The organism is Pseudomonas syringae pv. tagetis, assembly GCF_022557255.1.
Taxonomy (GTDB): Bacteria; Pseudomonadota; Gammaproteobacteria; order Pseudomonadales; family Pseudomonadaceae; genus Aquipseudomonas; species Aquipseudomonas caricapapayae.
This window is the reverse complement of record NZ_CP092923.1, coordinates 5,068,252-5,092,854: the sequence shown is the minus strand read 5'-3', so window position 1 is coordinate 5,092,854 and position 24,603 is coordinate 5,068,252. Positions and strand designations below refer to the sequence as shown.

General features: G+C 59.4%; 23 protein-coding genes. 4 read left to right on the top strand and 19 right to left on the bottom strand.

Features of this window, described 5'->3' with window-relative positions; genetic code table 11:
* Positions 1 to 105: 105 nt before the first annotated feature.
* Genes MME58_RS22635 through MME58_RS22620 form a run of 4 tightly spaced genes read left to right on the top strand, consistent with a single transcriptional unit; the run spans position 106 to position 2,985 of the window.
* Positions 106 to 930: a hypothetical protein gene (locus MME58_RS22635; RefSeq protein ID WP_055004766.1), complete on the top strand. Its 825-nt coding sequence runs from the start codon at positions 106 to 108 to the stop codon at positions 928 to 930.
* Between the two features lie 54 nt (positions 931 to 984).
* Positions 985 to 1,677 (top strand): hypothetical protein, encoded by a 693-nt coding sequence (locus tag MME58_RS22630; protein WP_055004765.1) that lies wholly within the window; start codon positions 985 to 987, stop codon positions 1,675 to 1,677.
* Positions 1,677 to 2,312 carry a hypothetical protein gene (locus tag MME58_RS22625; protein WP_055004764.1) on the top strand — a complete coding sequence of 212 codons (636 nt, stop codon included), beginning with the start codon at positions 1,677 to 1,679 and terminating at the stop codon, positions 2,310 to 2,312. Before MME58_RS22630 ends, MME58_RS22625 begins: the two co-directional genes overlap by 1 nt.
* A gap of 37 nt (positions 2,313 to 2,349) precedes the next feature.
* The gene (locus MME58_RS22620; protein ID WP_054986595.1) at positions 2,350 to 2,985 is read left to right on the top strand and encodes a hypothetical protein; all 636 of its coding nucleotides are present in this window, start codon (positions 2,350 to 2,352) and stop codon (positions 2,983 to 2,985) included.
* Between the two features lie 5 nt (positions 2,986 to 2,990).
* Here MME58_RS22620 and MME58_RS22615 read toward each other — a convergent pair whose 3' ends face one another.
* From MME58_RS22615 to MME58_RS22525, 19 genes are all read right to left on the bottom strand, one after another.
* Positions 2,991 to 3,587 carry a MarC family protein gene (locus MME58_RS22615; protein ID WP_054986594.1) on the bottom strand — a complete coding sequence of 199 codons (597 nt, stop codon included), beginning with the start codon at positions 3,585 to 3,587 and terminating at the stop codon, positions 2,991 to 2,993.
* A gap of 70 nt (positions 3,588 to 3,657) precedes the next feature.
* Positions 3,658 to 6,447 carry a hybrid sensor histidine kinase/response regulator RetS gene (gene retS / locus MME58_RS22610; protein WP_054986593.1) on the bottom strand — a complete coding sequence of 930 codons (2,790 nt, stop codon included), beginning with the start codon at positions 6,445 to 6,447 and terminating at the stop codon, positions 3,658 to 3,660.
* A gap of 88 nt (positions 6,448 to 6,535) precedes the next feature.
* Positions 6,536 to 7,831 carry a phosphoribosylamine--glycine ligase gene (gene purD / locus MME58_RS22605; RefSeq protein ID WP_055004763.1) on the bottom strand — a complete coding sequence of 432 codons (1,296 nt, stop codon included), beginning with the start codon at positions 7,829 to 7,831 and terminating at the stop codon, positions 6,536 to 6,538.
* A gap of 198 nt (positions 7,832 to 8,029) precedes the next feature.
* On the bottom strand, positions 8,030 to 9,634 hold the full coding sequence (gene purH, locus MME58_RS22600) for a bifunctional phosphoribosylaminoimidazolecarboxamide formyltransferase/IMP cyclohydrolase (protein ID WP_055004762.1): 1,605 nt from the start codon (positions 9,632 to 9,634) through the stop codon (positions 8,030 to 8,032).
* An 80-nt stretch (positions 9,635 to 9,714) separates the two neighbouring features.
* The gene (gene fis / locus MME58_RS22595; RefSeq protein ID WP_002555375.1) at positions 9,715 to 10,035 is read right to left on the bottom strand and encodes a DNA-binding transcriptional regulator Fis; all 321 of its coding nucleotides are present in this window, start codon (positions 10,033 to 10,035) and stop codon (positions 9,715 to 9,717) included.
* A complete protein-coding gene (gene dusB / locus MME58_RS22590; protein WP_054986590.1) occupies positions 10,032 to 11,045 on the bottom strand; it encodes a tRNA dihydrouridine synthase DusB in 1,014 nt (337 codons plus the stop codon). The genes fis and dusB overlap by 4 nt, the downstream gene beginning before the upstream one ends.
* Positions 11,046 to 11,361: 316 nt before the next feature.
* Complete coding sequence (locus MME58_RS22585) at positions 11,362 to 12,675, bottom strand: DUF3426 domain-containing protein (protein WP_055004761.1); 1,314 nt, start codon at positions 12,673 to 12,675, stop codon at positions 11,362 to 11,364.
* Positions 12,676 to 12,699: 24 nt separating this feature from the next.
* Positions 12,700 to 13,578 (bottom strand): 50S ribosomal protein L11 methyltransferase, encoded by an 879-nt coding sequence (prmA, locus tag MME58_RS22580; protein ID WP_054986588.1) that lies wholly within the window; start codon positions 13,576 to 13,578, stop codon positions 12,700 to 12,702.
* 137 nt (positions 13,579 to 13,715) lie between these two features.
* Positions 13,716 to 15,059, bottom strand: a complete 1,344-nt coding sequence (gene accC / locus MME58_RS22575; RefSeq protein ID WP_055004760.1) for an acetyl-CoA carboxylase biotin carboxylase subunit — start codon at positions 15,057 to 15,059, stop codon at positions 13,716 to 13,718.
* Positions 15,060 to 15,076: 17 nt separating this feature from the next.
* The gene (gene accB / locus MME58_RS22570) at positions 15,077 to 15,532 is read right to left on the bottom strand and encodes an acetyl-CoA carboxylase biotin carboxyl carrier protein (RefSeq protein WP_054986586.1); all 456 of its coding nucleotides are present in this window, start codon (positions 15,530 to 15,532) and stop codon (positions 15,077 to 15,079) included.
* A gap of 78 nt (positions 15,533 to 15,610) precedes the next feature.
* Positions 15,611 to 16,063: a type II 3-dehydroquinate dehydratase gene (aroQ, locus tag MME58_RS22565; RefSeq protein WP_054986585.1), complete on the bottom strand. Its 453-nt coding sequence runs from the start codon at positions 16,061 to 16,063 to the stop codon at positions 15,611 to 15,613.
* Between the two features lie 129 nt (positions 16,064 to 16,192).
* A complete protein-coding gene (locus tag MME58_RS22560) occupies positions 16,193 to 17,983 on the bottom strand; it encodes a protein-disulfide reductase DsbD (RefSeq protein ID WP_267898489.1) in 1,791 nt (596 codons plus the stop codon).
* Positions 17,984 to 18,094: 111 nt separating this feature from the next.
* Positions 18,095 to 18,367 carry a DUF3613 domain-containing protein gene (locus MME58_RS22555; protein WP_054986583.1) on the bottom strand — a complete coding sequence of 91 codons (273 nt, stop codon included), beginning with the start codon at positions 18,365 to 18,367 and terminating at the stop codon, positions 18,095 to 18,097.
* The gene (locus tag MME58_RS22550) at positions 18,364 to 19,065 is read right to left on the bottom strand and encodes a tetratricopeptide repeat protein (RefSeq protein ID WP_054986582.1); all 702 of its coding nucleotides are present in this window, start codon (positions 19,063 to 19,065) and stop codon (positions 18,364 to 18,366) included. The genes MME58_RS22555 and MME58_RS22550 overlap by 4 nt, the downstream gene beginning before the upstream one ends.
* A 37-nt stretch (positions 19,066 to 19,102) precedes the next feature.
* Entirely contained in the window at positions 19,103 to 19,987 is an 885-nt protein-coding gene (locus tag MME58_RS22545; protein ID WP_055004758.1) for a type II secretion system F family protein, read from the bottom strand.
* A gap of 1 nt (position 19,988) precedes the next feature.
* Positions 19,989 to 20,873 (bottom strand): type II secretion system F family protein, encoded by an 885-nt coding sequence (locus MME58_RS22540; protein WP_054986580.1) that lies wholly within the window; start codon positions 20,871 to 20,873, stop codon positions 19,989 to 19,991.
* 18 nt (positions 20,874 to 20,891) lie between these two features.
* Entirely contained in the window at positions 20,892 to 22,148 is a 1,257-nt protein-coding gene (locus tag MME58_RS22535) for a TadA family conjugal transfer-associated ATPase (RefSeq protein ID WP_054986579.1), read from the bottom strand.
* Positions 22,148 to 23,338 carry a CpaE/TadZ family protein gene (locus MME58_RS22530; RefSeq protein WP_054986578.1) on the bottom strand — a complete coding sequence of 397 codons (1,191 nt, stop codon included), beginning with the start codon at positions 23,336 to 23,338 and terminating at the stop codon, positions 22,148 to 22,150. The genes MME58_RS22535 and MME58_RS22530 overlap by 1 nt, the downstream gene beginning before the upstream one ends.
* Positions 23,335 to 24,585, bottom strand: coding sequence for a type II and III secretion system protein family protein (locus MME58_RS22525; protein ID WP_055004757.1), 1,251 nt, complete (start codon positions 24,583 to 24,585; stop codon positions 23,335 to 23,337). Before MME58_RS22525 ends, MME58_RS22530 begins: the two co-directional genes overlap by 4 nt.
* Positions 24,586 to 24,603: the final 18 nt, after the last annotated feature.

Here is a 24,603-nt window from a genome sequence, read left to right as displayed (position 1 = left end):
TTGACGACGTCAGTGTGTCGTCTGCATGTGCTTGAAAAACAGCCTGATTTATTTCGTTAGTCTCGTTTCGGTCTCTCAGGACTCATGAATTAAAGGACTAATGAAATGAACCAGGAAAATACAATGAGCACTACTGACAATCTTGATTACCTTGCCGCCTGTGAGCTGGCTGAATGCCCAGCATCGTTGATCGCGTACGCAGCTTCCAGACAGCCCGAATTGCTGCGGGCAAGCGACGTGACTGATTCCGTCTCCGACGATGAACGTTCCCAGGGCGCAGTGGTTGCGAGCAATCTGGTGGCGTTTGCCGAGGGTATGTCGCGCCAGAGCAAGGAAGACGTCATGGACTCCTTTCTGTTCGCCACCCTTGCGGCCAACAAGGCGTTCAACGCTGAAACCCAGGCCGAGAAGTGGTATGGCAAATTCAACGAAGCGCTCTCGAGGGCTGGCTGGCTCTCCACCCGCTGGAACTATGCCCGTTATCGCGCTACCCAGCAGCGTTTCACCATGGACGAAGTCGGCCTCGAGATCCTCGGCTCGGCCGTTACGGCTGCCGCATTACCAGGGCCTGCATCGTTGCTGATGCTCAAAGTCGCTGCGGATGCCGTCGCTGCGCTGAAAGCCAGAAAAGAGCCTCTGCGCCTGTTCGAAGGCCAGACCAAAACACACCGCGGTGGCAGTTTCCGGATTGCCTCTTGTATCGAATCCGATGACAAGGCCGTGAACCTGGCCATGGGTGCGGTCAGTTTCCAGGCCGACAGTGATGTCACCAATGTCCTGTTCTGGGAGTGGCAGGATACCCATGTCAATACCTGGAAGGGCGAGGACAACCTGGTGCTCAATGCGAGGCTGTATGCGCGTCATCGTGATCTGATCCAGAAAATGCTGGGCGACAGCGCCAGGCGCGCGATCGCAGAGTTTGAGCTCTGATTTTTTTGCGGAGGCACAGGTTGCCTCCGCGTTCGGGATAAAAGGAATTTTCCCATGAAGCAGGAACTGGATGCCGTTGTCGTCAACGCAGGCTGCGTGTTGTTTTTTTCCGCTGCTCAGCAGGCTGCCTCGAAAAACGATGTGCTGGATTCGCTGCTGTATGTGCAGTTGGCCGCATCAAAGCAGCACCCCAAGTTTGCCGAATTCGAAAAATGGAATGAAACCCGTCTCGCTGCGGCCCTGCGTTTCGGCTGGGTATTGAATGCCAGCGAACATGTCAGCGAGCCCTTGCGGGTCGGGGATGCCTGGACAATATGGAGTTGCATGGCGCAGGCTCTCACACCGAGCTTGCCACCGGAGGTTCTCCAGCGCGCAGAGGTCTTGATGCGCAAGGTTTGCAATCAGCGGGTCAGTGATACAGCACTTCGGTTGTTACGCAATCAGACGCTACAGAGCGGCTTGAATCATGCGGGAAAGTTGCAGGTCAACGTGGTACTGCAACTGGGTTTTGTCGATGCTCAGCGCAACCTGACGCTGGCGCAGCTTAATGTCGCCACACGCCAGCCGTTGTCATCCGGCTTTCTTTTCGAGGTGCTTGAGCCGCAAAGTATCTATGGCAACGTCGCTGTGACCGTGTATGCCATGCAACTGCTCGAACAGCTCTATTCACGGTTTCGCGAAAGTATCGACACGGCGCTTTCGAGCAAGCGTGCGGGTCTGATCATGTCGCTTGGGGGGCAACCCTGATGTCTGATCCGGATGACACTCTGCTGGCAGGCTCCAGCCTGCTGACCTTTGCCCGGAACGTCGAGCCTGATTTGCGCGAGGACATACTGAGCTGTCTGCAATACGCCCGGCTTGTCGCAACGGATCGCTACTCCCCTGTCAGGACTTGGCGTGCATGGCTGAATGCTTACCAGCACGCCATTCTTGCCAATGGCGGGCGGCGCAGCGCAGCGCTCAACGACGTACATCTGAAAATTCACAGTTTCAGAGATGTTGGCAAATTGCAGCTTCCAGTGATCGATAGCACTGTTGAGCTTGGCCAGTTATACCGCAGTTCGTTCGACAGGCTACTGAGCAGTGATCACGCGAAAACGTTTTTCAGCAGTTGGTTTACGTCTGGACGTTCTGAAAGCTTTGAACTCATGCCCTGCTTAATGCACAGCGAAGACGAAGTGACGATTCTCATGTGCAGTCTGCAGATGACAACATTGGCGTTGAGACCTGCGCTTCATTTCTGGCAGGTACTTGCAGGGGAAATGCGCGTGCATGCGGTCGGTACGGCGTTCCGGTTCAGTCGCCAGAGCTTCGAACCTTTTCGCCAGACTGTTCAGGACGCCCTGACTGATCGTGCCGTAGCCGAAATAATCAGGCTCTAGCAGTGTGGCCAGGCGCCCAAGGAAGGGAGTAACGCAAATGAATGCAGAAGCAGGCAATGCAGCGTATCTAGGTGATATCCCCAGTATGGTGGCATTTCTTCCGGGGCTTTCGAGCGAGGAGCGCACGGACATTCAGGATGTACTTCTGGATGCGCAATTGTTCGCAGGCAGGCAGTTTGATTTCAAGACGCAGTGGAACAGCTGGATGCATTACTACCGCAGCCGACTCAAGGCTCGTGGCATACAGCAAAGAGGTTTGGTGCTGGGCGACTCACTGGTCGTGAGCAACGTCGACGATCTGTTGCAGGCGACCTTCAGCGTCAGCAATCCTGCAGATCGCAAGCGAGTCGGCAGCCTGGTACAGCGTGCCGTCAAGGCGATGGGGGTGAATCAGGCGGCAGAGTCCTACTTTCAAAACGGTTTCGATAAGGGGCGTCTGGGCAGTTTTCAGGTAGTGCCCTGTGAAAAGTATGAGCCTGACCGGATCCTTCTGCTGCTTTGCAGCCTGCATCTGAGTGTCGACGAGCGCGCGGCGGGCAGTCGACGCTTGCTCTTTCACTTCAAGGGCGGCAGTTACACCTTTGACAGCAAGGGTTACGCGGCACATCGCGATGACGTCATGCGTTATCTGGATGGCAGAGCACAAGGCCTGGTGCGGGCTGCGCTCATCTGAGCCGGTCAGGGCAGCAGATAGCCTCTGATACCGGTGAAAATGATTTGTGCGGCCAGCGCACAGACGAACAACCCCATCAAGCGGCTGACAATCTGCAAACCCTGATCGCCGAGGATCCGTTCGATACGGTTGGACAGGTAAAGCACTACTCCAACCGTGAGGCTGGCCAGCGCAATACTCAGGATGGCGGCGAGCTTGTCGTCCCAATGGGGCTGACTGACGCCCATGACCAGTAACGCGCCGATGGTGCCGGGGCCAACGGTAAGGGGAATGGTCAGCGGAACAATGGTCACATCCTGCTGAACAGAGTCGGTCTGGACGGCCGACTTGCCCTGAGCCATGCCCAGCGCCGAGATGAACAGCACGCTGCCAGCACCGATCCTGAATGCATCGACGGTGATTCCGAAGACATCGAAAATCACTCTTCCGAACAGATAGAGCAGTACGCTTGACACCAGCGTTGCAAGCGCGACCTTCCAGGCTAGGCGCCGTTGCTCCTTGCGCGAGTGACCACGGGTCAGACTGATGAAGCAGGAAAGAACGAAAAACGGGCTGTAAAGCACCAGCATTTTCAGATAGACGCTGAACAACACGTGAAGCATGGCTTCGACTCGACAGCAGGTGGATGGCATCGTCAGTCTATCAGGCCACTCGCTGCCTTTCCCGTTGCTGTCATTTGTGCCGATACTGCTCGCCGCTCGACGCAATACCGCGAGCCTTGTCTCGGTGAGCTACCCAGTGTTCGACCAGCTCGCGCAGTTGGGACAGTTCGATGGGTTTGGCCATATGGCCGTCCATCCCGGCCTGGCGTGCGCGGTCCTTGTGCTCGGTGAGAATATGCGCGGTCAGTGCAACGACCGGTGTGCGCACCCGCTGGTTGCCGACCTCCCAGGCACGTAATTGCTCGGTGGCCGAGAACCCGTCAAGTATCGGCATTTCACAGTCCATCAATACCAGGTCGTAACGTTGTGCCTTCATGGCACGCAGCGCTTCTTCGCCATTGCTTGCCGTATCGGGGTTCAGGTTGAGCTTGCCGAGCATGCCGCGAATCACTTTGGTCGAAATACTGTTGTCTTCGGCCACCAGAATCCGGAAGTCGCCGGGCACACTTACCGGTGTATTCATTACCGGACCCGGTTTGTGCAAGCCAACGCCCTTGTTCAGTTGGGTCAGTTCGTCTGCCAGCGTCGTCTTCAGCGTGTAGCCCGCCACCGGTTTCGCCAGAATGCGTTTGATGCCGGAGTTGCGAGCGATGATCTTGCTGGGCGCATTGCTGATGCCGGTGAGCATGATCAGCAGAATATCGTGATTCAGGCTCGGATCTTCCTTGATCTTGGCGGCCAGTTGCATCCCGGTCATGCCGGGCATGTTCTGATCGAGAAGGACCACGTCGAAATAGTCGCGTAAATGTGCCTTGGTCCTGAGCAACGCCAGCGCCTCTTTGCCGGACGCCACTGCACTGACGTTCAGGCCCCAGGCGCTGCATTGCTGAACCAGCACTTTGCGGCAGGTATCATTGTCATCGACCACCAGCACCCTGGCATCCTTCAATGGGCTGTCCAGATCGATGGTCGGCTGTTCCAGCAACTTTGCATCCAGAGGCAGGTTCAGCCATAGCGTGTTGCCCTGGCTGCCACTGTTCTGAATACCGAATTCGCCGTCCATAAGGACAATCAACTGGCGGGCGATGACCAGCCCCAGATGGCCGCCAAGTCTGCTGCTGGCGAGGAAGTTGCGGCTGTGCAGTTCGGCGTGCAGCAATTCTTCACGCTCTTCGTCGGAAAGCGATTCACCGCTGTCCTGCACCGAAATCCGCAGGCGGGTCTTTCCGTTTTTCGAGGACTCAAGGGCGACGGCCAGCAGAATCTCGCCTTCGTCAGTCTTTTTCAGGGCATTTTCCAGAAGGCTCAACAGCGTCTGACGCAGGCGAGTCGGATCACCATTGATGACGCGCGGCACCTGGGGCTGGATCTGGCTGATCAGCTCGACCTGTTGCTGCTCGGCCTTGGCGCGGAAGATGTTCAGGCAGTCCTCGACCAGCGCACCGATATCGAACTGCACGTCGTCCAGTTCTATCTGCCCCGATTCGAGCTTGGTGATGTCCAGAATCTCGTTGATCAGCGTCAGCAGTTCATTGCCGGCGCTGTGAATGGTCTGCACATAATCGCGCTGCTTGACGGACAGTGGCGTGCCGAGCAGCAGCTCGGTCATGCCCAGCACGCCATTCATCGGGGTACGGATCTCGTGGCTGATCTTGGCCAGAAATTCGGCTTTGGCGTTGATTTCGGCGGTGCTGGCAGCCTGATCGCGGCTGATGCTGAAACGGTCTTCGGTGATGCTGCGATGGCGTTCACCGAGGGCCAGGCTCATCAGCACCCCGCTGATGCAGAACACGCTGAGCAGCGCGAGTATCAGCCATTGCGGCGGCACCAGGCTCAGCCAGAGCAGACCTGGCAGAACTACCATGTAACCAATATTGAAGGTGATCATCCCGAGCACAAACAGGCGCGCCGAACGATAGCCCTTTTGCCAGTGCCACATCGACACCGCCAGAATGCTCAATGTGGTCAGCGAAACCAGGCCAAAGGTCAGGATGTTGATCGGCAGCCTGTCGTTCAGCAGTACCAGTAACGTACCGATACCCATGAGCACGGCGTTGCCCAGCAACAGACGGTCCAGCTTGCGGGCATTGCGGTGGACGAAGAAGCAATAGGTGTAGATCAGGCCTGCTACTGCCGCCAGCAGCAACGCAATATGCGCGCTTGGGGTCTGTGAAATATTCCACGGGTCGATCGGGCGGAGCAGGTTAAGCAGCAGCAGGGCGCTGAGCCCGAGCAGTGCTTCGCAGGCGGCAAGCCATAGATTACTGCGCGACCGTGTGTGCCCGTAGCGCGTCAGGTTCTGCACGATCAGCATCGCCAGAGCGCCAAAAAGCAGGCCGAACAGGAACGGTTCGGTCTCGTTGGCAGCACTTTGGATGGCGGGCTCCAGGGTAATGCTGGGGCGCATTTTCTGGGTGGAGACCAGCTTCAGATAGATGTCCAGCGAGGCCGAGCTTTGCGGGATCGGCAGCAGGAAGTCGTTGGAGGGCAGGCGCTGATCGTCCTTGGGCACCTCGTTGCCGGTGCGCAGATGATCGATCTGCTGATCGCCGTCCATGACGTACATGTCCGCACTGGCGAGGTCCGGGGCGAATATGCGCAGAAGCTGTTCATGCTGGGTAGGTTGCAGGTGGTAATGCAACCACACCGCGCTGTCGCGATCGGCAGCAGAAACACGTTCCAGTTCGATGGGGCTGAATTGATTCTGATAGCGCGCCGAACGAATTTCATCCAGCGTCAGGTGAGCCTTTTCGTCGAGCAGCGTAGACCAGCCTGCGCCATGCTCGGCCTGCGCCGAAAGCATGAACAGCAGGGTCAGCAGTCCAGCGATTGAGGCTATGGCAATCCTGAGCCAGCGCACAATGAAATCCCTTCGTGAGTGAATGCCTGGTAAAACCGCGAATGCCGGGTCAATGGGCCTGCCCCGATTGAAAGGCTGGCCCGGTCGATTATTCCTGGTCTTCGCCACGCTCGCGGGCAATGGCACGATAGCCAATGTCCTTGCGGTAAAAACATCCTTGCCAATCAACTTTAGCGGCCAGCGCATAAGCATTTTGCTGCGCATTGTCGACGCTGTCACCCAGTGCTGTGGCACACAGTACACGACCGCCGCTGGTCACGACACGATCATCCTGCAAGGCCGTGCCCGCGTGAAAGACCTTGCCTTCCAGCTGCGCAGCAGCGTCCAGGCCTTCGATGACTGCGCCTTTGGTGTAATCGCCTGGGTAGCCACCGGCAGCCAGGACGATACCCAGGCTCGGACGCGGGTCCCACTGTGCTTCGACCTTGTCCAGTGCCTGCGCCAGCGCTGCCTCGACCAGCAGAACCAGGCTCGATTGCAGGCGCAGCATGACCGGCTGGGTTTCCGGATCGCCAAAGCGGCAGTTGAACTCGATGACTTTCGGATTACCCGCCTTGTCGATCATCAGACCAGCATAGAGGAAGCCGGTGTAAACGTTGCCTTCATCGGCCATGCCTCGGACGGTCGGCCAGATAACCAGATCCATGACACGTTGATGAACCTCGGCGGTAACTACCGGAGCAGGGGAGTAGGCACCCATGCCGCCTGTATTCGGTCCGGTATCACCGTCGCCGACGCGCTTGTGGTCCTGGCTGGTGGCCATTGGCAGCACATTCTTGCCGTCGACCATGACGATGAAGCTGGCTTCTTCGCCATCCAGAAACTCTTCGATGACGACGCGCGAACCGGCTTCGCCAAAGGCGTTGCCAGCCAGCATGTCACGTACGGCGTCTTCGGCCTCTGCCAGCGTCATGGCAACGATCACGCCCTTGCCTGCCGCGAGGCCGTCGGCCTTGATGACAATCGGAGCGCCTTTTTCACGCAGATAGGCCAGGGCAGGCTCGATCTCGGTGAAGTTCTGATAATCGGCAGTGGGGATCTTGTGGCGCGCCAGGAAATCCTTGGTGAATGCCTTGGAACCCTCGAGCTGCGCCGCGCCGGCGGTCGGACCGAAGCAGTCCAGGCCACGGCTGCGGAACAGGTCGACCACGCCTGCAACCAGCGGTACTTCAGGGCCGACGATGGTCAGCGAAACGTTCTTCTCGGCGAAATCCGCCAGTTGTTCCAGTGCCAGAACGTCGATTGCCACGTTCTCGCATTTGGCTTCGATCGCCGTGCCCGCATTGCCCGGTGCGACAAATACCTTCTGCACGCGTGGGTCCTGAGCGACTTTCCACGCCAGAGCGTGTTCACGACCGCCGCTGCCAATGATCAAAACATTCATTTCAAAAACCTCGATGACGCTGATTCTGGAGTACGCGGTGTGTCTGAAAAGATCAATACCGCAATACGAGGTCGTAATGGCGTAGGTGTATGCAAGGCGGGTGGGGCTTCGCTGAGCGGAGTTGCCTCCTGGCAATGAGCATCAGCGGAGCCCCACCCAACGCAGCAGACGCCTGCGACAGTGCGGCCGTTTTTCTGTTTAGTGCCTGAAGTGGCGCATGCCGGTGAACACCATCGCAATGCCCGCTTCGTCTGCCGCAGCGATTACTTCGCTGTCACGCATCGAACCGCCGGGCTGGATGACGGCAGTGATGCCAACCTTCGCCGCGTTATCAATACCGTCGCGGAACGGGAAGAAGGCATCGGAAGCCATGACCGCACCCTGCACCTGCAGTCCGGCGTGCTCGGCCTTGATGGCGGCAATGCGTGCCGAGTTAACGCGGCTCATCTGGCCTGCACCGACGCCGATGGTCTGACGATTGCGGGCATAGACGATTGCGTTGGACTTGACGTACTTGGCGACTTTCCAGGCAAAGATCAGGTCATGCATTTCGTGCTCGGTAGGCGCACGCCGGGTGACCACCTTGAGATCGGCCGAGGTGATCATGCCGATGTCGCGGCTCTGCACCAGCAGACCGCCATTCACGCGCTTGTAGTCCCAAGCAGGCAGGCGCTCGCTCCACTGACCACTGGTCAGCAGGCGCATATTGGCTTTGCTGGCCACAATGGCGCGGGCTTCGGCGCTGACGCTCGGTGCGATGATCACTTCGACGAACTGACGCTCGACGATGGCCTTGGCCGTTGCGGCGTCCAGCTCGCGGTTGAAGGCGATAATGCCGCCAAATGCCGATTCGGAGTCGGTGGCATAGGCCAGTTCGTACGCCTGACGAATGCCGCCTTCATCGTCCGGGCAGACCGCTACACCGCACGGGTTGGCGTGCTTGACGATCACGCAGGCCGGTTTGACGAAGCTCTTGACGCATTCCAGTGCAGCATCGGTATCGGCGACGTTGTTGAACGACAGTTCCTTGCCTTGCAGCTGGGTTGCCGTGGCAATGCCGACTTCGGCAGGTCTGGCTTCAACGTAGAACGCCGCACTCTGGTGCGGGTTCTCGCCGTAGCGCATTTCCTGAGCCTTGACGAACTGGGTGTTGAAAGTACGCGGGAACTGGCTGCGGCCTTCGGTGCTCAGGGTTTCAGCTGTCTGGTCGACGCTACCCAGGTAGTTGGCGATCATGCCGTCGTAGGCGGCGGTGTGCTCGAACGCCTTGAGCATCAGGTCGAAACGCTGTGCGTATGTCAGGCCGCCGGCCTTGAGGCTTTCCAGCACCTGGCCGTAATCGCCGGCATTCACCACGATTGCGACGTCCTTGTGGTTCTTTGCTGCGGAGCGGACCATGGTCGGGCCACCGATATCGATGTTCTCGATGGCGGTCGGCAGATCGCAGCCAGGTTTGGCAACAGTTGCTTCAAACGGATAGAGATTGACTGCAACAAGATCGATCGGCTTGATGCCGTGTTCGCTCATGATGGCATCGTCGGTGCCGCGTCGACCCAGAATGCCGCCGTGGATCATGGGGTGCAGGGTCTTGACCCGGCCATCCATCATTTCGGCGAAGCCGGTGTAGTCGGCCACTTCGACTGCCGCAACGCCGTTGTCCCTGAGTAGCTTGAACGTACCGCCAGTGGAGAGAATCTCGACGCCCAGCGCTTCAAGCTCACGGGCAAATTCAAGGATTCCTGTCTTGTCGGATACGCTGATCAGAGCGCGGCGGATCGGCAGGCGGGTAGTCTGGTCGGTCATCTCGATTTCCATCAAAAGCAAAAGAAGTCAGCAAAAAAAAGCGACCGCGGTGCAAGGTCGCCTTTTCTGTTTTGAATGCTTTAAAGCAGATCGTACTGTTTGAGTTTCTTGCGCAGCGTGCCGCGATTCAGTCCCAGCAGCTCGGAGGCCTTCGTCTGGTTGCCCTTGACGTAGTTCATCACGCTTTCAAGAAGCGGAGCCTCGACTTCCGACAACACCAGGTTGTAGACGTCAGTGACGGATGCGCCTTCGAGGTGGGCGAAATAATTGTGCAGCGCCTTCTCGACACTTCCGCGCAGGGTCTGACCCTCTTCGCTCGGCGTGTTGAGGTGCTGTTTCAAATTGACGTTGTCGCTCACGGGTGTTGTTCCACTCACTAAAGTCTCGGTCATCATCGTCATGCGGCCACCTCTTTATCATTCTCGTTATCCGGGCCCTTGCAGCCTTGGCTGAAGAACTCCCGGACGTTGGCGCACTGTGCATCCGTATCTTCCAAACGATTGAAGTGGGCGCGAAACTCTCTGGCGCCCGGCAGGGTTGCGAGATACCAGCTGACATGTTTGCGCGCAATGCGCACGCCCATCACATCTCCATAGAAAACGTGGAGCGCTGCCAGATGCTCAAGCAGAATACGTTCCACTTCACTCGACTGCAGGGCCGGGAGTGTCTCTCCGGTACGCAGAAAGTGTTCTATCTCGCGAAAAATCCAGGGACGCCCTTGGGCGGCCCTGCCAATCAGTAACCCGTCCGCGCCGGTGGCCTGTAGCACGCGCCGGGCTTTTTCGGGTGAATCGATGTCGCCATTGGCAAAGACCGGTATCGACACTGCCTGTTTGATCATGGCGATGGTGTCGTACTCGGCTTCACCGGTGTACAGGTCGGCACGAGTTCGTCCGTGTACCGCCAGTGCCTGAATGCCTGCCTGTTCGGCGATTTTCGCTACCGTCAGGCCATTTCGGTTGTCGCGGTCCCATCCGGTGCGGATCTTCAGCGTAACGGGTACATCAACCGCAGCCACCACGGCCTGCAGGATGTCGTTCACCAGTTGCTCATCTTTCAACAGCGCCGAGCCTGCCGCCTTGTTACAGACTTTCTTGGCCGGGCAACCCATGTTGATGTCGATGATCTGGGCGCCCAGTTCGACATTGGCACGTGCTGCGTCTGCCAGCATCTGCGGATCACCACCGGCGATCTGTACCGAGCGTGGCTCGGGATCACCTTCGTGGATCATGCGCAGACGCGATTTGCGGCTGTTCCACAGGCTCATGTCACTGGTGACCATCTCCGACACCACAAGTCCGGCACCGAGTCGTCGGCACAGCTGGCGGAAAGGCTGATCGGTGACGCCCGCCATCGGGGCGAGAACCAAGCCGTTTTGCACTGTATATGGGCCGATGCGTACTGCCGACATAGCCTTACCTGTTGTGGAGGCCAAATCATCCGCAGGCCATGTAAAAAAACGTTTCACCCGGTCTGCAACGGCCCGTCCTGCCAGCCGCGTGCGCCACCGTCAGATCGAACCGAGAGTTTGAAAAAGGGTTGGCATGATACCCGCTCTCGATGACTGGATAAAGGCTGAATTGGATAAAATCTGAACAACTCTTGCTGCGTTCGCTAAAGACGAATGCGCGGTGTTCGATCTGCTATTTTCCGCGATCATGCAGCGTTCTATAGCTTGAAAAGCCTGTATTGCATCAATTAAGGCCAACGCTGCGGCAGCAGCGTTGTCATTCCGGCGAACGGAAGTTCAGGCTGTAGTTCACAGCCTTGGCACCTGGATCAAGGATATCCAGCGCAATATGGATCGGCGTCTGGGGCGGCATCTCTTCCTTGCCGGCCATTTCGCCACTCAGGTATTCACCTGGCTTGAACCGACGACTGGCGATCAACTGACCGCTGGTATCGGAAAAACGTAATTCCAGCAGGGGGAATGGCTGCGAAAACGAGGCGCGGTTGTAGATGATCGCGTCTACCACCAGAGCTCCCTGAAACTCGGGATGACTGCGCACCACCAGGTTGCTGCTCTTGAGCTGGGATATATCGACCTTGGTCGGCACCTTGCAGCCAATTTGCGGGCAGATCTGCTGGAACCACGGACGATACTGGTCCTGTCGCGCCAACTGATCGAAATGGTACCAGACGTACTGGCCCGCCAGGCCTGCCAGCGCCAGCAGAATCAACAGGCCCCACGCGAAGCGTCGGCCCCAGCGCGGTTTCGGGCGTTGCCAGTCCAGTTGCAAAGGATCGTCAGTCAGGTCAAGAAGTGCCTGATCGCGTACTGCCGGTTCGTTACGGCTGCGTCTGCCGCGCGGTTCGGGTTCAGGCTCGTGGTCCTTGTCCCGATCATCCTCGTCGTCCACGGCTGACCAGCGTTCCGTTTTCTCGGCAGGCAGGCTTTTGCGTGATGGGGTAACAAGTACTACGGGCTCGTCATCGTCCAGGTGCTTGACAAGGGACAGCGACGGCTCGGTACGCTTGTCGTCCGACACAGGCTGCGGTTCGTCATGCAAGTCGGTGTCCGGGACGACCTCGGCATGCAACTCCGGCAAACGTTCGACATCATCGTTATGCAGCGTGTCGACCCACGCAGCCTCGTCGGTCTGGCGATTGTCGCGCTTCGCCGTCAGGCTTGTATCGTCATTGCCGATATCACTGGCCGGACGGCTAAAGGTGTCGGGACGTCGGGCTTCGCGCTGTTCGAGGCGAGCCAGTTCTTCGTCCAGATTCAGGTTGTCCAGATCCAGCTCGCTGACCTGCCAGGGGTCATCGTCTTCCGGCGTCTTGTCCGGCCCTGATTTCGGCTCGGGCTCGTGCGTCGACAGGAGCTCTGGTTCGGGCCTGTCGGCGACGACCGGCAAGGGGGTCCGGGCCTCCTTTTCGGAGTCGTCGATGGCGCGCTGCTCGAGCAGCTGTCGGGCCGCGTTGAAAACCTGCAGGCAGGCTCCGCATCGCACCACGCCGCGGGCCACGCTCAGTTGGGCGTGGCTGACTCTGAAACTGGTCTGGCAGTGCGGGCACTGGGTGACGAAACTGTCGGTCATGCGGCTGTCCGGTTGAAGCGGCGGTTAACGGCGGCGCCCCGTGATGCGTACCCAGCCATCTCGGTTTGCGATCGGGTCCAGATCAAAGCTGTCAGCATAGGCCGCAGCGACTTCCTCGCCCTGTTCGGCCAGAATGCCTGACAGTGCCAGGCGACCTCCGGTCCTGATCAGTGTGGCCAGTTGCGGTGCCAGGGAGACCAGCGGGCCAGCCAGAATGTTGGCGACCAGTACGTCGGCCTGCTGGTGCGGGAGGTCCTCGGGCAGGTACAGCGGGAAGCGTTCGGCAGCAATATTGTTGCGCCCGGCGTTGTCACGAGAGGCTTCCAGTGCCTGCACGTCGATGTCGGTGCCGACGGCCTGCTCGGCACCCAGCAACAAGGCCGCGATCGCCAGGATGCCCGAGCCACAACCGAAATCCAGCACGTTGCAGCCTGTGAGGTCCTGGCCATCCAGCCACTCGAGGCACAGCGCAGTGGTGGGGTGGGTTCCGGTGCCGAATGCAAGGCCCGGATCAAGCAGCAGGTTCACGGCGTCCGGTTGCGGCGCGGCATGCCAGCTCGGCACGATCCACAGGCGCTTGCCGAAACACATCGGCTGGAAGTTATCCATCCAGCTGCGTTCCCAGTCCTGATCTTCGATGACCTCGGCGCTGTGCTCGGGCAGTTCTTCTCCCGTCAGCAGGCTCAGGTGGGCCAGGGCCATCTCGGCGTTGGTGTCGGCTTCGAACAGCGCGAGCAGGTGGGTGTGTGCCCATAGCGGCGTGGTATTGAGTTCTGGCTCGAAAATCGGCTGGTCTTCGGCGTCCATGAATGTCACGGACACTGCACCGACTTCGAGGAGGGCGTCTTCGTAGGTTTCGGCTTGTTCTGGGCTGATGGCGAGACGGACTTGCAGCCAAGGCATGGCGGATTACCTTCGATCTTGAAATAAGTGCGACTTGAACGGCCGGTGCGGCCGCAGGAAGCGGGCAAGTTTACTGCTATGTGCTGCAAACAACAAAGCCGCATCACTGCGGCTTTGTCGTTCTGAAACACACTGGCTTATTGATTGGCCAGTTTGTGCTCCAGGTAGTGGATGTTGACGCCGCCTTCGCAGAAGCCTTCATCACGGGTCAGATCACGGTGCAGCGGGATGTTGGTCTTGATCCCGTCGACCACGATTTCGTCCAGGGCATTGCGCATGCGTGCCATGGCTTCTTCGCGGGTTGCGCCCCAGGTGATCACCTTGCCGATCAGCGAGTCGTAGTTGGACGGCACCTTGTAACCGCTGTACAGGTGCGAATCAACCCGTACGCCGTTGCCACCCGGTGCGTGGAAGTGCTTGACCAGGCCAGGGCTCGGGACGAAGGTTTTCGGGTCTTCGGCGTTGATCCGGCATTCCAGCGCATGACCCTTGATGACCACGTCATCCTGGGTGTACGACAGTTTGTTGCCGGCGGCGATGCTGAGCATCTCCTTGACGATGTCGATACCGGTGACCATTTCCGATACCGGGTGCTCCACCTGAACACGGGTGTTCATCTCGATGAAGTAGAAACGACCGTTCTCGTACAGGAACTCGAAAGTCCCCGCCCCGCGATAGCCGATATCGATACACGCCTTGACGCAGGCCGCCAGAACATCCGTACGCGCCTGTTCGTCGATGAACGGTGCCGGTGCTTCTTCCAGAACCTTCTGGTGACGACGCTGCAGCGAGCAGTCGCGGTCGCCCAAGTGGATCGCCTGGCCCTGGCCATCGGAAATCACCTGGACTTCCACGTGACGCGGGTTGGTCAGGTATTTTTCCAGGTAGACCATCGGGTTGCTGAACCAGGCCGCGGCTTCGGCGCGGGTCTGGGAGGCAGCTTCGATCAGGTCTTCTTCGCGATGAACCACACGCATGCCGCGACCACCACCGCCACCGGCGGCTTTGATGATCACCGGATAACCGACTTCACGACCGATGCGCAGAGCGGTTGCTTCGTCTTCCGGCAGCGGGCCGTCGGAACCCGGAACGGTGGGCACGTTGGCCAGCTTCATGGCGTCCTTGGCAGACACCTTGTCGCCCATCAGGCGGATGGTGTCTGCTTTCGGGCCGATGAAGGCAAAACCCGACTTTTCAACCTGTTCGGCGAAATCGGCGTTCTCTGCGAGAAATCCGTAGCCAGGGTGGATCGCGGTGGCGCCGGTCACTTCGGCAGCCGAAATGATCGCCGGGATGTTCAGGTAGGACAGATTGGCCGGTGCCGGACCAATGCAGACGGTTTCATCCGCCAGGCCCAGGTGCATCAACTCGCGATCTGCCGTGGAGTGTACAGCGACGGTCTTGATGCCCAGTTCTTTACAGGCACGCAAGATGCGCAAGGCAATTTCGCCGCGGTTGGCGATTAGAACTTTTTCCAACATCGCAGGCTCTCCCCGGGTCAAACGATTGTGAACAGCGGCTGGTCATACTCAACCGGCTGACCGTTTTCTACCAGGATGGATTCGATCACACCGCTGGCTTCTGCCGTGATGTGGTTCATCATTTTCATCGCTTCGACGATGCAGATGGTGTCGCCTTTCTTGACGGTCTGGCCGACTTCGACGAATGCAGGCGAAGTAGGTGCCGGGGTGCGGTAGAACGTACCGACCATTGGCGACCTGACCACAAAGCCGTTCAGTTTCGGAGCCGATGGCGCTTCTGCAGCAGCAGGCGCTGCAGCCGGAGCCGGTGCGGCAACTGGCGCGGCAACCGGGGCAGGGGCGTAGTAAGGCTGCGCTGGCGTCTTGCTGTGACGGCTGATCCGTACGGACTCTTCGCCTTCACGTATTTCCAGCTCGTCGATGCCGGACTCTTCCAGCAGTTCGATCAGTTTCTTGACTTTGCGAATATCCATCAATCATCAACTCCCAAGGTTCTGTCAGGGCATTTAGGCTGTAAGTTCAAACCGTGGGCCGGCGCGGAGCCGGATCACTCATGGCTTGGCATTTACGGCCAGTTGTTCCAGGGCGGCCTCCAGGGCCAGTCGGTAACCGCTGGCGCCAAGGCCGCAGATCACTCCTACAGCGACATCTGAAAAGTAGGAGTGATGGCGGAAAGGTTCGCGTTTGTGCACGTTTGATAAATGCACTTCGATGAATGGGATGCTCACTCCCATCAGCGCGTCACGTATTGCAACGCTTGTGTGCGTAAAAGCGGCCGGGTTGATCAAAATAAAGTCCACACCCTCACCGCGAGCGGCGTGAATGCGGTCGATCAGTTCGTACTCGGCATTGCTTTGCAGATACATCAGATGGTGACCGGCATCGCGAGCGCGTTGCTCCAGATCCTGATTGATCTGAGGCAGGGTGATAGTGCCGTAGACCCCGGGTTCCCGAGTGCCCAGCAGGTTCAGGTTGGGTCCGTGCAGGACCAGGATAGTCGCCATTGCGTGTTCCTTTTATTGTCTGCGAGCGGTTTACGCCCGGCGACTATGCCGGAAGGGCAATGGACTGTCCAGTTAACAACAGTAGCCAGCACGATGAGCGATATTCGCGCAAAGTTTGTGACTCAGGCTTTAGTTTTGGTCATTTGCCCTGTTCAGGCGCTCGATCAGCCCCGCTGCGTCGATTTCGCCGACAACCCGAACTGTTTGCAGCTCTTCGCCGTTTTTAGCGAAAAACAGCAGCGCTGGCGGACCAAACAGCTTGTAGCGATCGAGCAAGGCACGTTGCTCCGCATTGCTGTCGGTCATGTCGAAGCGGATCAGGCTGTAACCCGACAAGCCGGCGACGACCCCCGGATCCGGCAGAACTTCATGTTCGATGACCTTGCAACTGATGCACCAGTCGGCATACCAGTCGAGCAGCAGCGGTTTACCCGCGTCCCGGGCTTCCTGCATCACACGGTCCAGTTCGGCGGATGTGCTGATCGTCTGCCACTGACTCGGGTTCGAGGCGACTGTGCCATTGTTTGCCGCCAGGTATTCCCGGCCCAGCGGACGCATGGGGTCGGTCTGCCCGGACAGCGCGCCATACCAGCAGGCCAGCGCATAGACCAGCAGCGCCAGACCAAGCAGTTGGGCGAGTTTCTGTCGTGTGGTCTTTTCGGCGAATTCCAGTGCACCGAGAAACAGCGCGACGCCAGCCGACAGCAGACCCACCAGCAGTAACGTGATCTGCCCTGGCAGAACGCGGCTTAGCAGGCCGATTGCCAGTGCCAGCAGCAGCACGCCGATGGCGTTTTTGACGGTCACCAGCCAGGGGCCGCTTTTCGGCAGCCAGGTGGCACCACCGGTTGCGATCAGCAGTAACGGCGCGCCCATTCCCAGACCCAGAGCAAACAGTTTCAAGGCCCCGCCGACAGCATCGCCGCTGGCGCTGATGTACAGCAGCGCGCCGGCCAGAGGGGCCGACACGCACGGCGACACCAGCAGGCTGGAGACTACGCCCAGCACCGCCGCCCCCCACAGTGATCCGCCTTCGGTCTTGCCTGCGATACGGTCCAGACGAGAACTGATCGACTGCGGCAGGCGCAATTCGAAAGCGCCAAACATGGCCACGGCAAAAATCACGAAGAATGCCGAGAATGGCACCAGCACCCATGCGGATTGCAACCGTGCCTGAAGATTCAGGCCCGCGCCGAATACGCCCATCAGTGCACCCAGCAGGGCAAAACAGGCCGCCATCGGTAACACATAGGCCAGTGACAGGCTCAGCCCGCGCAGGCCGCCAACCTGTCCGCGCAATACAACGCCGGACAGAATCGGCAGCATCGGCAGCACACAAGGGGTGAATGTCAGGCCTACGCCTGCGAGGAAAAACAGCGCCAGTTCTTTCCAGCTCCAGGCTGCTGCGGTGGTTGTGGTGTTTGCAGATGCCGGTGCGGCCGGGCTTGCCGCCACATCACCAATGCTCAGGCGCTCGGTTTCAGGTGGGTAGCACAGGCCTTTGTCAGCGCAGCCCTGGTACGTGACTGCGAGTGTGAAAGGGCGTTGCTCGCCGGGTTTGCGTGGCAGGGTGATGTCGAGAATGCCGTGATAGACCTCGACATCGCCAAAGTACTCATCGTGTTTCTGTTCGCCTTTGGGCAGTTGTGCTTCGCCCAGACCAACATCGGCAGGCTCTGTGCGGAACTGGAAACGATGGCGATACAGGTAATAGCCATCGGTAGCGACCAGTCTCAGCATGATCGATTCAGGTGTGGTTTCGATCAGGCTCAGTTGAAAGGCCTGACGCACAGGCAGGAAGTCCTTGCTGTTATCCAGCGAGCCGCCGCCGAGGGTTGGCGACGGGCGGCTGTCCAGCAGTCCGGCACCGGAAGCGGGCAGGGCCAGGATCAATAACATCAGGCAGAGCAAACGGCGCATGGCAATCTCGAATCTCGAAAGTCCGCGCATGATAACGGAGTGTTCCACAGCCTGCTGATACGAGGTTTGTAAGGGGCAGTGTCAGTCGGGTCACGGAACAATCCAGCGAGGCTACTTGCTACCCGATGAGAAGTTGCCGCCAGCCTCCTGTTCGTAATGCTCGGGGATTGCGTACTTGTAGGTTTCAAGCCAGCGCTGCAGGCTCAGGTCACGCTCTACGGCGGTGTTTACCTGAGGCGTCGTCGAGGCGGCCTTGCCGCTGGCCTGCAGTTGCAGCCAGGTTTCGGTCTGTTTCTGCGCAGAAGGTAATTGCTCGTCGCCCGCGGCCCAGGCACTGCCGGCTATAAGCAGCATGACCATGCTGCCGATGGTTACACCTTTCATGGTTGGACTCCTGTTGTCCTGACGGACGCGAGCGGGTTGGCCGGTGTTTTGCCGATTTTCTCGGCTCGCGCCTGGGCCTCGGTGACCTGCTCGGGCGTCAGCCCGGCGCGCGATGCCAGTTCGGCGGCTTGTGTCCATTTGTTCTGGTAGATCAGCAAGGTGGTCAGATTGATTGCCGCCAGCGGATCGGACTGTTTGAGCTCCATGGCCGTCAGGAACTGAAAACGCGCCTGTTCCAGCTTCAACTGATTGAGGTACACAACGCCCAGATCGTTGCGGATCTTTTCATCAGTCGGTTGCAGCTTGCTGGCCGTCAGCAGGTGTTGCTGAGCCAGTACATTGTCGCCGCGGGCTGCGGCCAGTTGTCCCAGCCCATGCTCACCCTCGGCGGCCCGACAGGTGCCAAGCAGACTGCGATACAGCGGCTCGGCTTCACTGCTGCCCAGAAGCCGCAATACCCGCGCCTTGCGCAGGCGGACCTCGCCCAGACTGTCCGGCAGGCTTTCCAGGTTGGCGAGGCTGGCATGCAGGCGTCCTTCGTCAGCCATGTTCTGGGCCAGGTTCAGAGAGAACTCCTGATCCGATGTCAGTTTTGGGCACTGGCCGGGTCTGGCCGTGGCCTGCGTCCATAACGCACTCCCATCACTGGCACATCCGCCCAGCAAGAGTAGCCCGAGTAGTGCGATCACTGGTTTCATTGCAACGCGTCCTTTCGTGCGCGGGCGACACCGGGGTTCAACTGCCCAGTGCGCGGCTTATGGCGATAAATCCCGGCCCGGCCAGTACGATCAGCAGGGCTGGAAACAAAAACACCATCATGACCACCGACATCTTTGCCGACAGCTTGGAAATGTATTCCTGCAGGCGTGTCAGACGTCGGTCGTCAATCAATTGTTTGAGCGTGAGCAGGGACTTCAATGCGCCACCGCCCTGATGAATCAGTTGGTTGAGGATCACACAGGTGTCGCTCAGCTCGTCCACGGCCAGCAGGGCAGCGGTTTTTCTGAGTTCTTCGCCCAGTTCCAGGCCGGAATCGACCCGCATCAGCACCACGCGGATCTCTTCGGACAGCACCGGCAGCAGCTCCTTGCCTTCATCGCTCAGCACTCGCAGCGCCTGCTCGACCGCCATGCCGGACTCGAAAAGGATGCGCAGCAACGGGATAAATGTGGAAATTTCCACCACCACTTTTTTCTGTCGACGCTTCGCGACGGCCGCGAGTATTCGCTTAGGCAGCAGATAGCCGATTCCCAAGGCAAATATCGGCGCAATGAACGGCTGCTCTATGTCTTTGAAAAACAGCAGTTGGACCAGAATGATCATGGTCATCAGGCCGATTGGCACGCCGACCTGACACGCGGCAAACAGTGAGCGTTTGCTGGCACGTCGCCAACCGATGCGGTTGAGCAGCACCTGGGTTTCCGAATCCAGGCTGATACTGCGCTGACCGATGCGAGTATCGCCGAGTAACCGCAACAGGCTGCCGATACGGCTTTCGTGTATCACCCGTCCGCGCAACCGTTGAGCAACCAGGCGTTCGTTGCGTCTTTGGCGAGCCATGCCTGACAGCAGCAAAAATGCCGCAGCGGCGAGCATCAGGGCAGCGAATAGCAGCTCCATCTCAGATGCTCCTCAGCATGCGCCACAGCACCACACACCCTGTTGCCTGCAGGCCGAACGCCATGCTCAACATGACCTGTCCGCCGCCATCGCTCCACATATTCAGCAGGTAGTTGGGGTTCACCGCCAGAAAGTAACCGGCCATACCCACTGGCAGCAGCGCCAGCACTATCGCGGTCATGCGGGTTTCACCGGTCATTGCGCGCAATTGGCGACCGGCCTGTTCGCGGTCGCGAATCAGTTTGATCAGGTTTTCCATCAGCTCGCTGGCATTGCCGCCATATCGATGATTGACCCGCAGGCCAAGGGCAAACAGGTGAAACTCGTCGCGCTCATACAGCTCGGCAAAGTCCCGTGCGGCATCCGGCAAGCTGACCCCCAGTTGTACGTTACGCTCGATACGGCTCATGCCATCCTTGAGTGGCTGGTCCGTAGCGTCGATGCCGTGCAGCACGGCGTCGGCCAGGGTTCTGCCGGATTTCAGGCTGCGCACGGTATGGTCGAGCAACTGCGGCAATTGCTGGATCATGCGACGCACGCGTACTTCATAGCGCCACGAAACGAATATGCGCAGGATCACAGGCACCGCCAGCAGCGCGCTGACCGCGCCGACGACGCCGCCCAGCCCATAGCCGATCAGGATCAGCAGCGCATACAGCGACAACGCCAGGCCGATGCGTTCGGTCGGCTGGCCCAGCCCCGCACGCAAAAAAGTCCGATCCAGGTAAGTCCATCCCGCTTTCCTGGCCACTGGCTGGACTTGCCCGGCCGTCAGGCGCTGCCTGACCCGTTCACGGGCGCCCTGATTGAGCGCGAGGTAGAACATGCGAATGGACACCATCAGCAGCAGCAGGGCAATCAGACCGAGCACCATTGATGCGTTCATGCGGCCTCCCGGGTCACGTCAGTAGCCAGGCCGCAGCTTGTCGCCGGCGGCGTGGGCGGCTTCGCGCATGAAGCCGACGCCGGTGCGACGATCAAGGCGGAACAGGGTATTGGTGACATAGATGTCATCGCGCATGCCGACCACTTCAACCACTTCGCTGACACAGCGCCGACCGTCCGGCAGGCGCGCCAGCTGGATAATCACATCCAGCGCCGCGCAGACCATCTGGCGCAGGGTTTTTTCCGGGATCAGTCGTCCGGTCAGGCCGACCAGCGTTTCCAGACGCAGCAGCGCATCCTGGGCATTGTTGGCGTGAACGGTACTCATCGAGCCGTCATGACCGGTGTTCATCGCCGTCAATACATCCAGCACTTCGACGCCACGGATTTCGCCGAGGATGATGCGGTCCGGGCGCATCCGCAGCGAGTTGCGAATCAGGTCGCTGGCGCGTACCTCGCCATGCCCCTCGGCATTCGGCGGGCGGGTTTCCAGGCGAACCACGTGCGGGTGGCTGAGCTGCAGTTCGGCAACGTCCTCGATGGTGACCAGGCGCTGATTGCTGTCGATCAACTGGCTCAACACGTTGAGCATGGTGGTCTTGCCTGTGCCCGTGCCACCGCTGACTAGAATGTTGCAGCGCTTGCCCACGGCCTCCTGAAAGAATTCGAAAATCGACTGATCGATGGTTTGCATCGCTACCAGATCGGCGCTCTTGAGCATGTCCTTGCGAAATTTCCGGATCGACAGGCAAGGGCCGTCCAGCGCAATCGGCGGAATGATGGCATTGACCCGGCTGCCGTCGGGCAGGCGGGCATCGACCATGGGCGAGGACTCGTCCAGTCGCCGTCCGAGGGGCGCGAGAATGCGCTGCATCACGCGTTCGACATGGTGCGAATCGATAAAGCGCAGGTCGGTGTGGTGCAGCACGCCATCGCGCTCGACAAACACCTTGCCTGGCCCGTTGACCAGAATTTCCGTGACCGACGTGTCGCGCAGCAACACTTCCAGCGGGCCGAAGCCGGTCAGTTCATCGACCAGCTCTTCAGCCAGGCGCTCCATTTCGTAACGCGAGATGGCCAGTCGCAGCCGTGCAACGTATTCGGCCACCTTGTCGATGACAAATTGCGCCAGTGCCGGTCGCGAGCCTTCAAGCAGGTTTTTGCCGCTTTCTTCGATGCCATCGATGATGTAACGGTGCAGCACCAGTTTCAGGCCCTGCCCGTCGTCGGCCTTGCCTTGCGTGCGTGACGAGACGCCAAACAGTTTTTCCGGCATTACCTGTTCCCCCACAGTCGAGCGAGCCAGCCCTGATCAGGCTTGTCGTGAGCCTCGGCATGACGCGCCAGATGCTCGCCAAGCCGCCGCAGCCCGGTGCACAGCGCATCGCGTGACGCCAGCTCGAACAGCGTCACGCCCTGGTTCTTGGCGTTGAGGCGCAGTTCCGGGGCAAGCGGCAGTACGGCAAGCACCGGCAGGCCAAACGTTTTGCCCACGGTTTCCGAATTGGGGGCGACCGACCGCTGATAGCGATCGACCAGCAGGCCGGCGTGCTGCATCTTCATGCCTTTTTCGCGCCAGTTATTGAGTACCGTGAGGTTGCGTCGACAGCCCAGCACGCTCTGGTCGGTGTACCACAGCAACTGGTCGCAATGACTGACCAGCGAGCGCAGCGCCTCACTGTCCGGCTGCCCCACAAGGTTCACGACCACATGCTGAAAATGCTGGCGCAGGGCGCTGAGCAGCATGTAAAGCTCTGCTGCGCTGGACTGCTCCAGATGATCGTCGGCTTCGCTGTACGCCAGAATGCGCAGGCCGCTTTCGCTGGTGGTGAACGCACTGTCGATCAGCGTGGCATCCAGCCTGCGCAAGTGGCGCAACGCATCGCCGAAGCTGAAGGTTGATTCAAGGCCAAGCATCAGCAGGCTGTCACCGCGAGGCAGACCGAGGTCCAAAAGCAGCGTGCGTTGCCCGGCCTTGTGCACCACCATTGCCAGGTGCGTTGCGATCAAGGCCCCGTCGTCATCGCTTTGCGCGCCATACAGCACCGACAGGCCACTCATGTTCGGGTTGGGCGTCACGGCGGGCAGGCGCTTGCTCAGACGTCTGACCAGACCGGCAACCTCACTGGAACGAGAACCGTAGGCGACAAAATCCCTGGCCCCGGCGCGCATGGCGTTGAGCACCAACTGGTTATCCATGCCATCGCCGAGCGCAACGATGGCCAGCATCGGCTTGGCTTCCAGCGCGCTTTCGATCAAGGCGCTCTGCGTCATCAAATGCTCACGGTCCAGCCCGACGAACACCACGCTGGCGAAGGTCACGTCGACCAGCGCCAGCAGATCGTCCAGGCTGCCCGTTCCGGCACTGACCACTTGGCCCAGTGAGCCCAGTGCACTTTGCAGCCATTCCAGATCAGTATTGTTGCGGGTGATTGCCAGGAAGGTCTGGCTCAGGCTCTGACTCATTTGGATAACCCATCGCGGCGGTCGAAGTCGCCGTTTTCCAGAAAATACAGGCGTGGAAAGCTTGGGTCGTACGTGCGCAGTCCCTCACCCGGCAGCGAGGGCAATCGGGCGTTGGCAGCCAGCGGTTGAACCAGATGCGGGGTAACGATCATCAACAGTTCGCGTTCGTCGCGCTGAATTTGCGAACTGCGAAAAAATGCACCGAGAATCGGGATGTCACCCAGGCCGGGAAACTTGTCTACCGAGCCGCTGTTGCTGGAACTGACCAGCCCGCTGACCACGAAGCTTTCTCCGTCGGCAAGTGCGATGCTGGTATCGGTGCGCCGGATGTTGAGCGCGGGCACGGTAGTCCCGGCGATGGTGATACCGGCAGAGAAATCCAGTTCGCTGACTTCCGGTGCGACTTTGAGCAGAATCCGGTCCCGGCCTACGACGGTAGGGGTCAGGGTCAGGCGTACGCCGAATTCCTTGTACTCAATGGAAATACCATTGCTCTCGCCATTGGGCACCGGTACCGGGAATTCCCCTCCGGCCAGAAAGCTCGCGCTTTGCCCGTTGAGCGCGACCAGGCTGGGACGTGCCAGAGTGTACGCGTAGCCGCTGTTTTCCATGGCGTTGATCATGCCCAGCACCTTGCTGCTGCCACCGCCCCAGACAATATTGAAATTGCTGTTGCTCAGCGGAATGCTCGGCCTGGTGCCGCTTACGGTGCCGGGTGTGACATTGACGCCGGGCACCGTGCCAGGTGCGCCGAACAGAAAGTTGTTCGAGCCCTTGCCGAATATCGAGGTGCTGGCCTCCTTGAGCTTGGTGCGGCTGACTTCGATAAAGCGGATGTCGGTCTGCACCTGGCTAGGTAGTTGAGCATCGGCAGAGGGCGCGGTGACGCTCTCGACCATCGACGTCGTCGCCCGGCCGCGCACGAAAACCATGCTCTGACGCGGGGCGCTTGCGCAGGCCGTCCAGACCATCAGACTGGTCGTGCCCTGCGCCACGCCGCTCAACAGAAAACCGGCACTGCCGTTGACGTGCACGTCGGCGATTTTCGGGTCTCCCACCGCAATTCGGGTGATGGCTACCGGAGAGCGCACTTCCTGCTGAATGCCTTGATCGATTTCCATCGCGGCAGGCATGGCCGCAAGCCCGGCACAGTTGCCGGAGGCTCCCCAGGCGGAAGGCGCAGACAAGGCCGCGAAGGCTAACGCCAGCAATCCGGGTTTTGTAACTGGCACGGAACAACAGCTCATCAAATGCAATCCTTGCTC

What these genes read in the sequence shown, in the direction of transcription:
- MME58_RS22635 (WP_055004766.1), top strand. Translation starts at nt 106, where the DNA reads ATGAACCAGGAAAATACAATGAGCACTACTGACAATCTTGATTACCTT.
- MME58_RS22630 (WP_055004765.1), top strand. Translation starts at nt 985, where the DNA reads ATGAAGCAGGAACTGGATGCCGTTGTCGTCAACGCAGGCTGCGTGTTG.
- MME58_RS22625 (WP_055004764.1), top strand. Translation starts at nt 1,677, where the DNA reads ATGTCTGATCCGGATGACACTCTGCTGGCAGGCTCCAGCCTGCTGACC.
- MME58_RS22620 (WP_054986595.1), top strand. Translation starts at nt 2,350, where the DNA reads ATGAATGCAGAAGCAGGCAATGCAGCGTATCTAGGTGATATCCCCAGT.
- MME58_RS22615 (WP_054986594.1), bottom strand. Translation starts at nt 3,587, where the DNA reads ATGCTTCACGTGTTGTTCAGCGTCTATCTGAAAATGCTGGTGCTTTAC.
- purD (WP_055004763.1), bottom strand. Translation starts at nt 7,831, where the DNA reads ATGAATGTTTTGATCATTGGCAGCGGCGGTCGTGAACACGCTCTGGCG.
- purH (WP_055004762.1), bottom strand. Translation starts at nt 9,634, where the DNA reads ATGACCGACCAGACTACCCGCCTGCCGATCCGCCGCGCTCTGATCAGC.
- fis (WP_002555375.1), bottom strand. Translation starts at nt 10,035, where the DNA reads ATGACGATGATGACCGAGACTTTAGTGAGTGGAACAACACCCGTGAGC.
- dusB (WP_054986590.1), bottom strand. Translation starts at nt 11,045, where the DNA reads ATGTCGGCAGTACGCATCGGCCCATATACAGTGCAAAACGGCTTGGTT.
- MME58_RS22585 (WP_055004761.1), bottom strand. Translation starts at nt 12,675, where the DNA reads ATGACCGACAGTTTCGTCACCCAGTGCCCGCACTGCCAGACCAGTTTC.
- prmA (WP_054986588.1), bottom strand. Translation starts at nt 13,578, where the DNA reads ATGCCTTGGCTGCAAGTCCGTCTCGCCATCAGCCCAGAACAAGCCGAA.
- accC (WP_055004760.1), bottom strand. Translation starts at nt 15,059, where the DNA reads ATGTTGGAAAAAGTTCTAATCGCCAACCGCGGCGAAATTGCCTTGCGC.
- accB (WP_054986586.1), bottom strand. Translation starts at nt 15,532, where the DNA reads ATGGATATTCGCAAAGTCAAGAAACTGATCGAACTGCTGGAAGAGTCC.
- aroQ (WP_054986585.1), bottom strand. Translation starts at nt 16,063, where the DNA reads ATGGCGACTATCCTGGTCCTGCACGGACCCAACCTGAACCTGCTGGGC.
- MME58_RS22560 (WP_267898489.1), bottom strand. Translation starts at nt 17,983, where the DNA reads ATGCGCCGTTTGCTCTGCCTGATGTTATTGATCCTGGCCCTGCCCGCT.
- MME58_RS22555 (WP_054986583.1), bottom strand. Translation starts at nt 18,367, where the DNA reads ATGAAAGGTGTAACCATCGGCAGCATGGTCATGCTGCTTATAGCCGGC.
- MME58_RS22550 (WP_054986582.1), bottom strand. Translation starts at nt 19,065, where the DNA reads ATGAAACCAGTGATCGCACTACTCGGGCTACTCTTGCTGGGCGGATGT.
- MME58_RS22545 (WP_055004758.1), bottom strand. Translation starts at nt 19,987, where the DNA reads ATGGAGCTGCTATTCGCTGCCCTGATGCTCGCCGCTGCGGCATTTTTG.
- MME58_RS22540 (WP_054986580.1), bottom strand. Translation starts at nt 20,873, where the DNA reads ATGAACGCATCAATGGTGCTCGGTCTGATTGCCCTGCTGCTGCTGATG.
- MME58_RS22535 (WP_054986579.1), bottom strand. Translation starts at nt 22,148, where the DNA reads ATGCCGGAAAAACTGTTTGGCGTCTCGTCACGCACGCAAGGCAAGGCC.
- MME58_RS22530 (WP_054986578.1), bottom strand. Translation starts at nt 23,338, where the DNA reads ATGAGTCAGAGCCTGAGCCAGACCTTCCTGGCAATCACCCGCAACAAT.
- MME58_RS22525 (WP_055004757.1), bottom strand. Translation starts at nt 24,585, where the DNA reads ATGAGCTGTTGTTCCGTGCCAGTTACAAAACCCGGATTGCTGGCGTTA.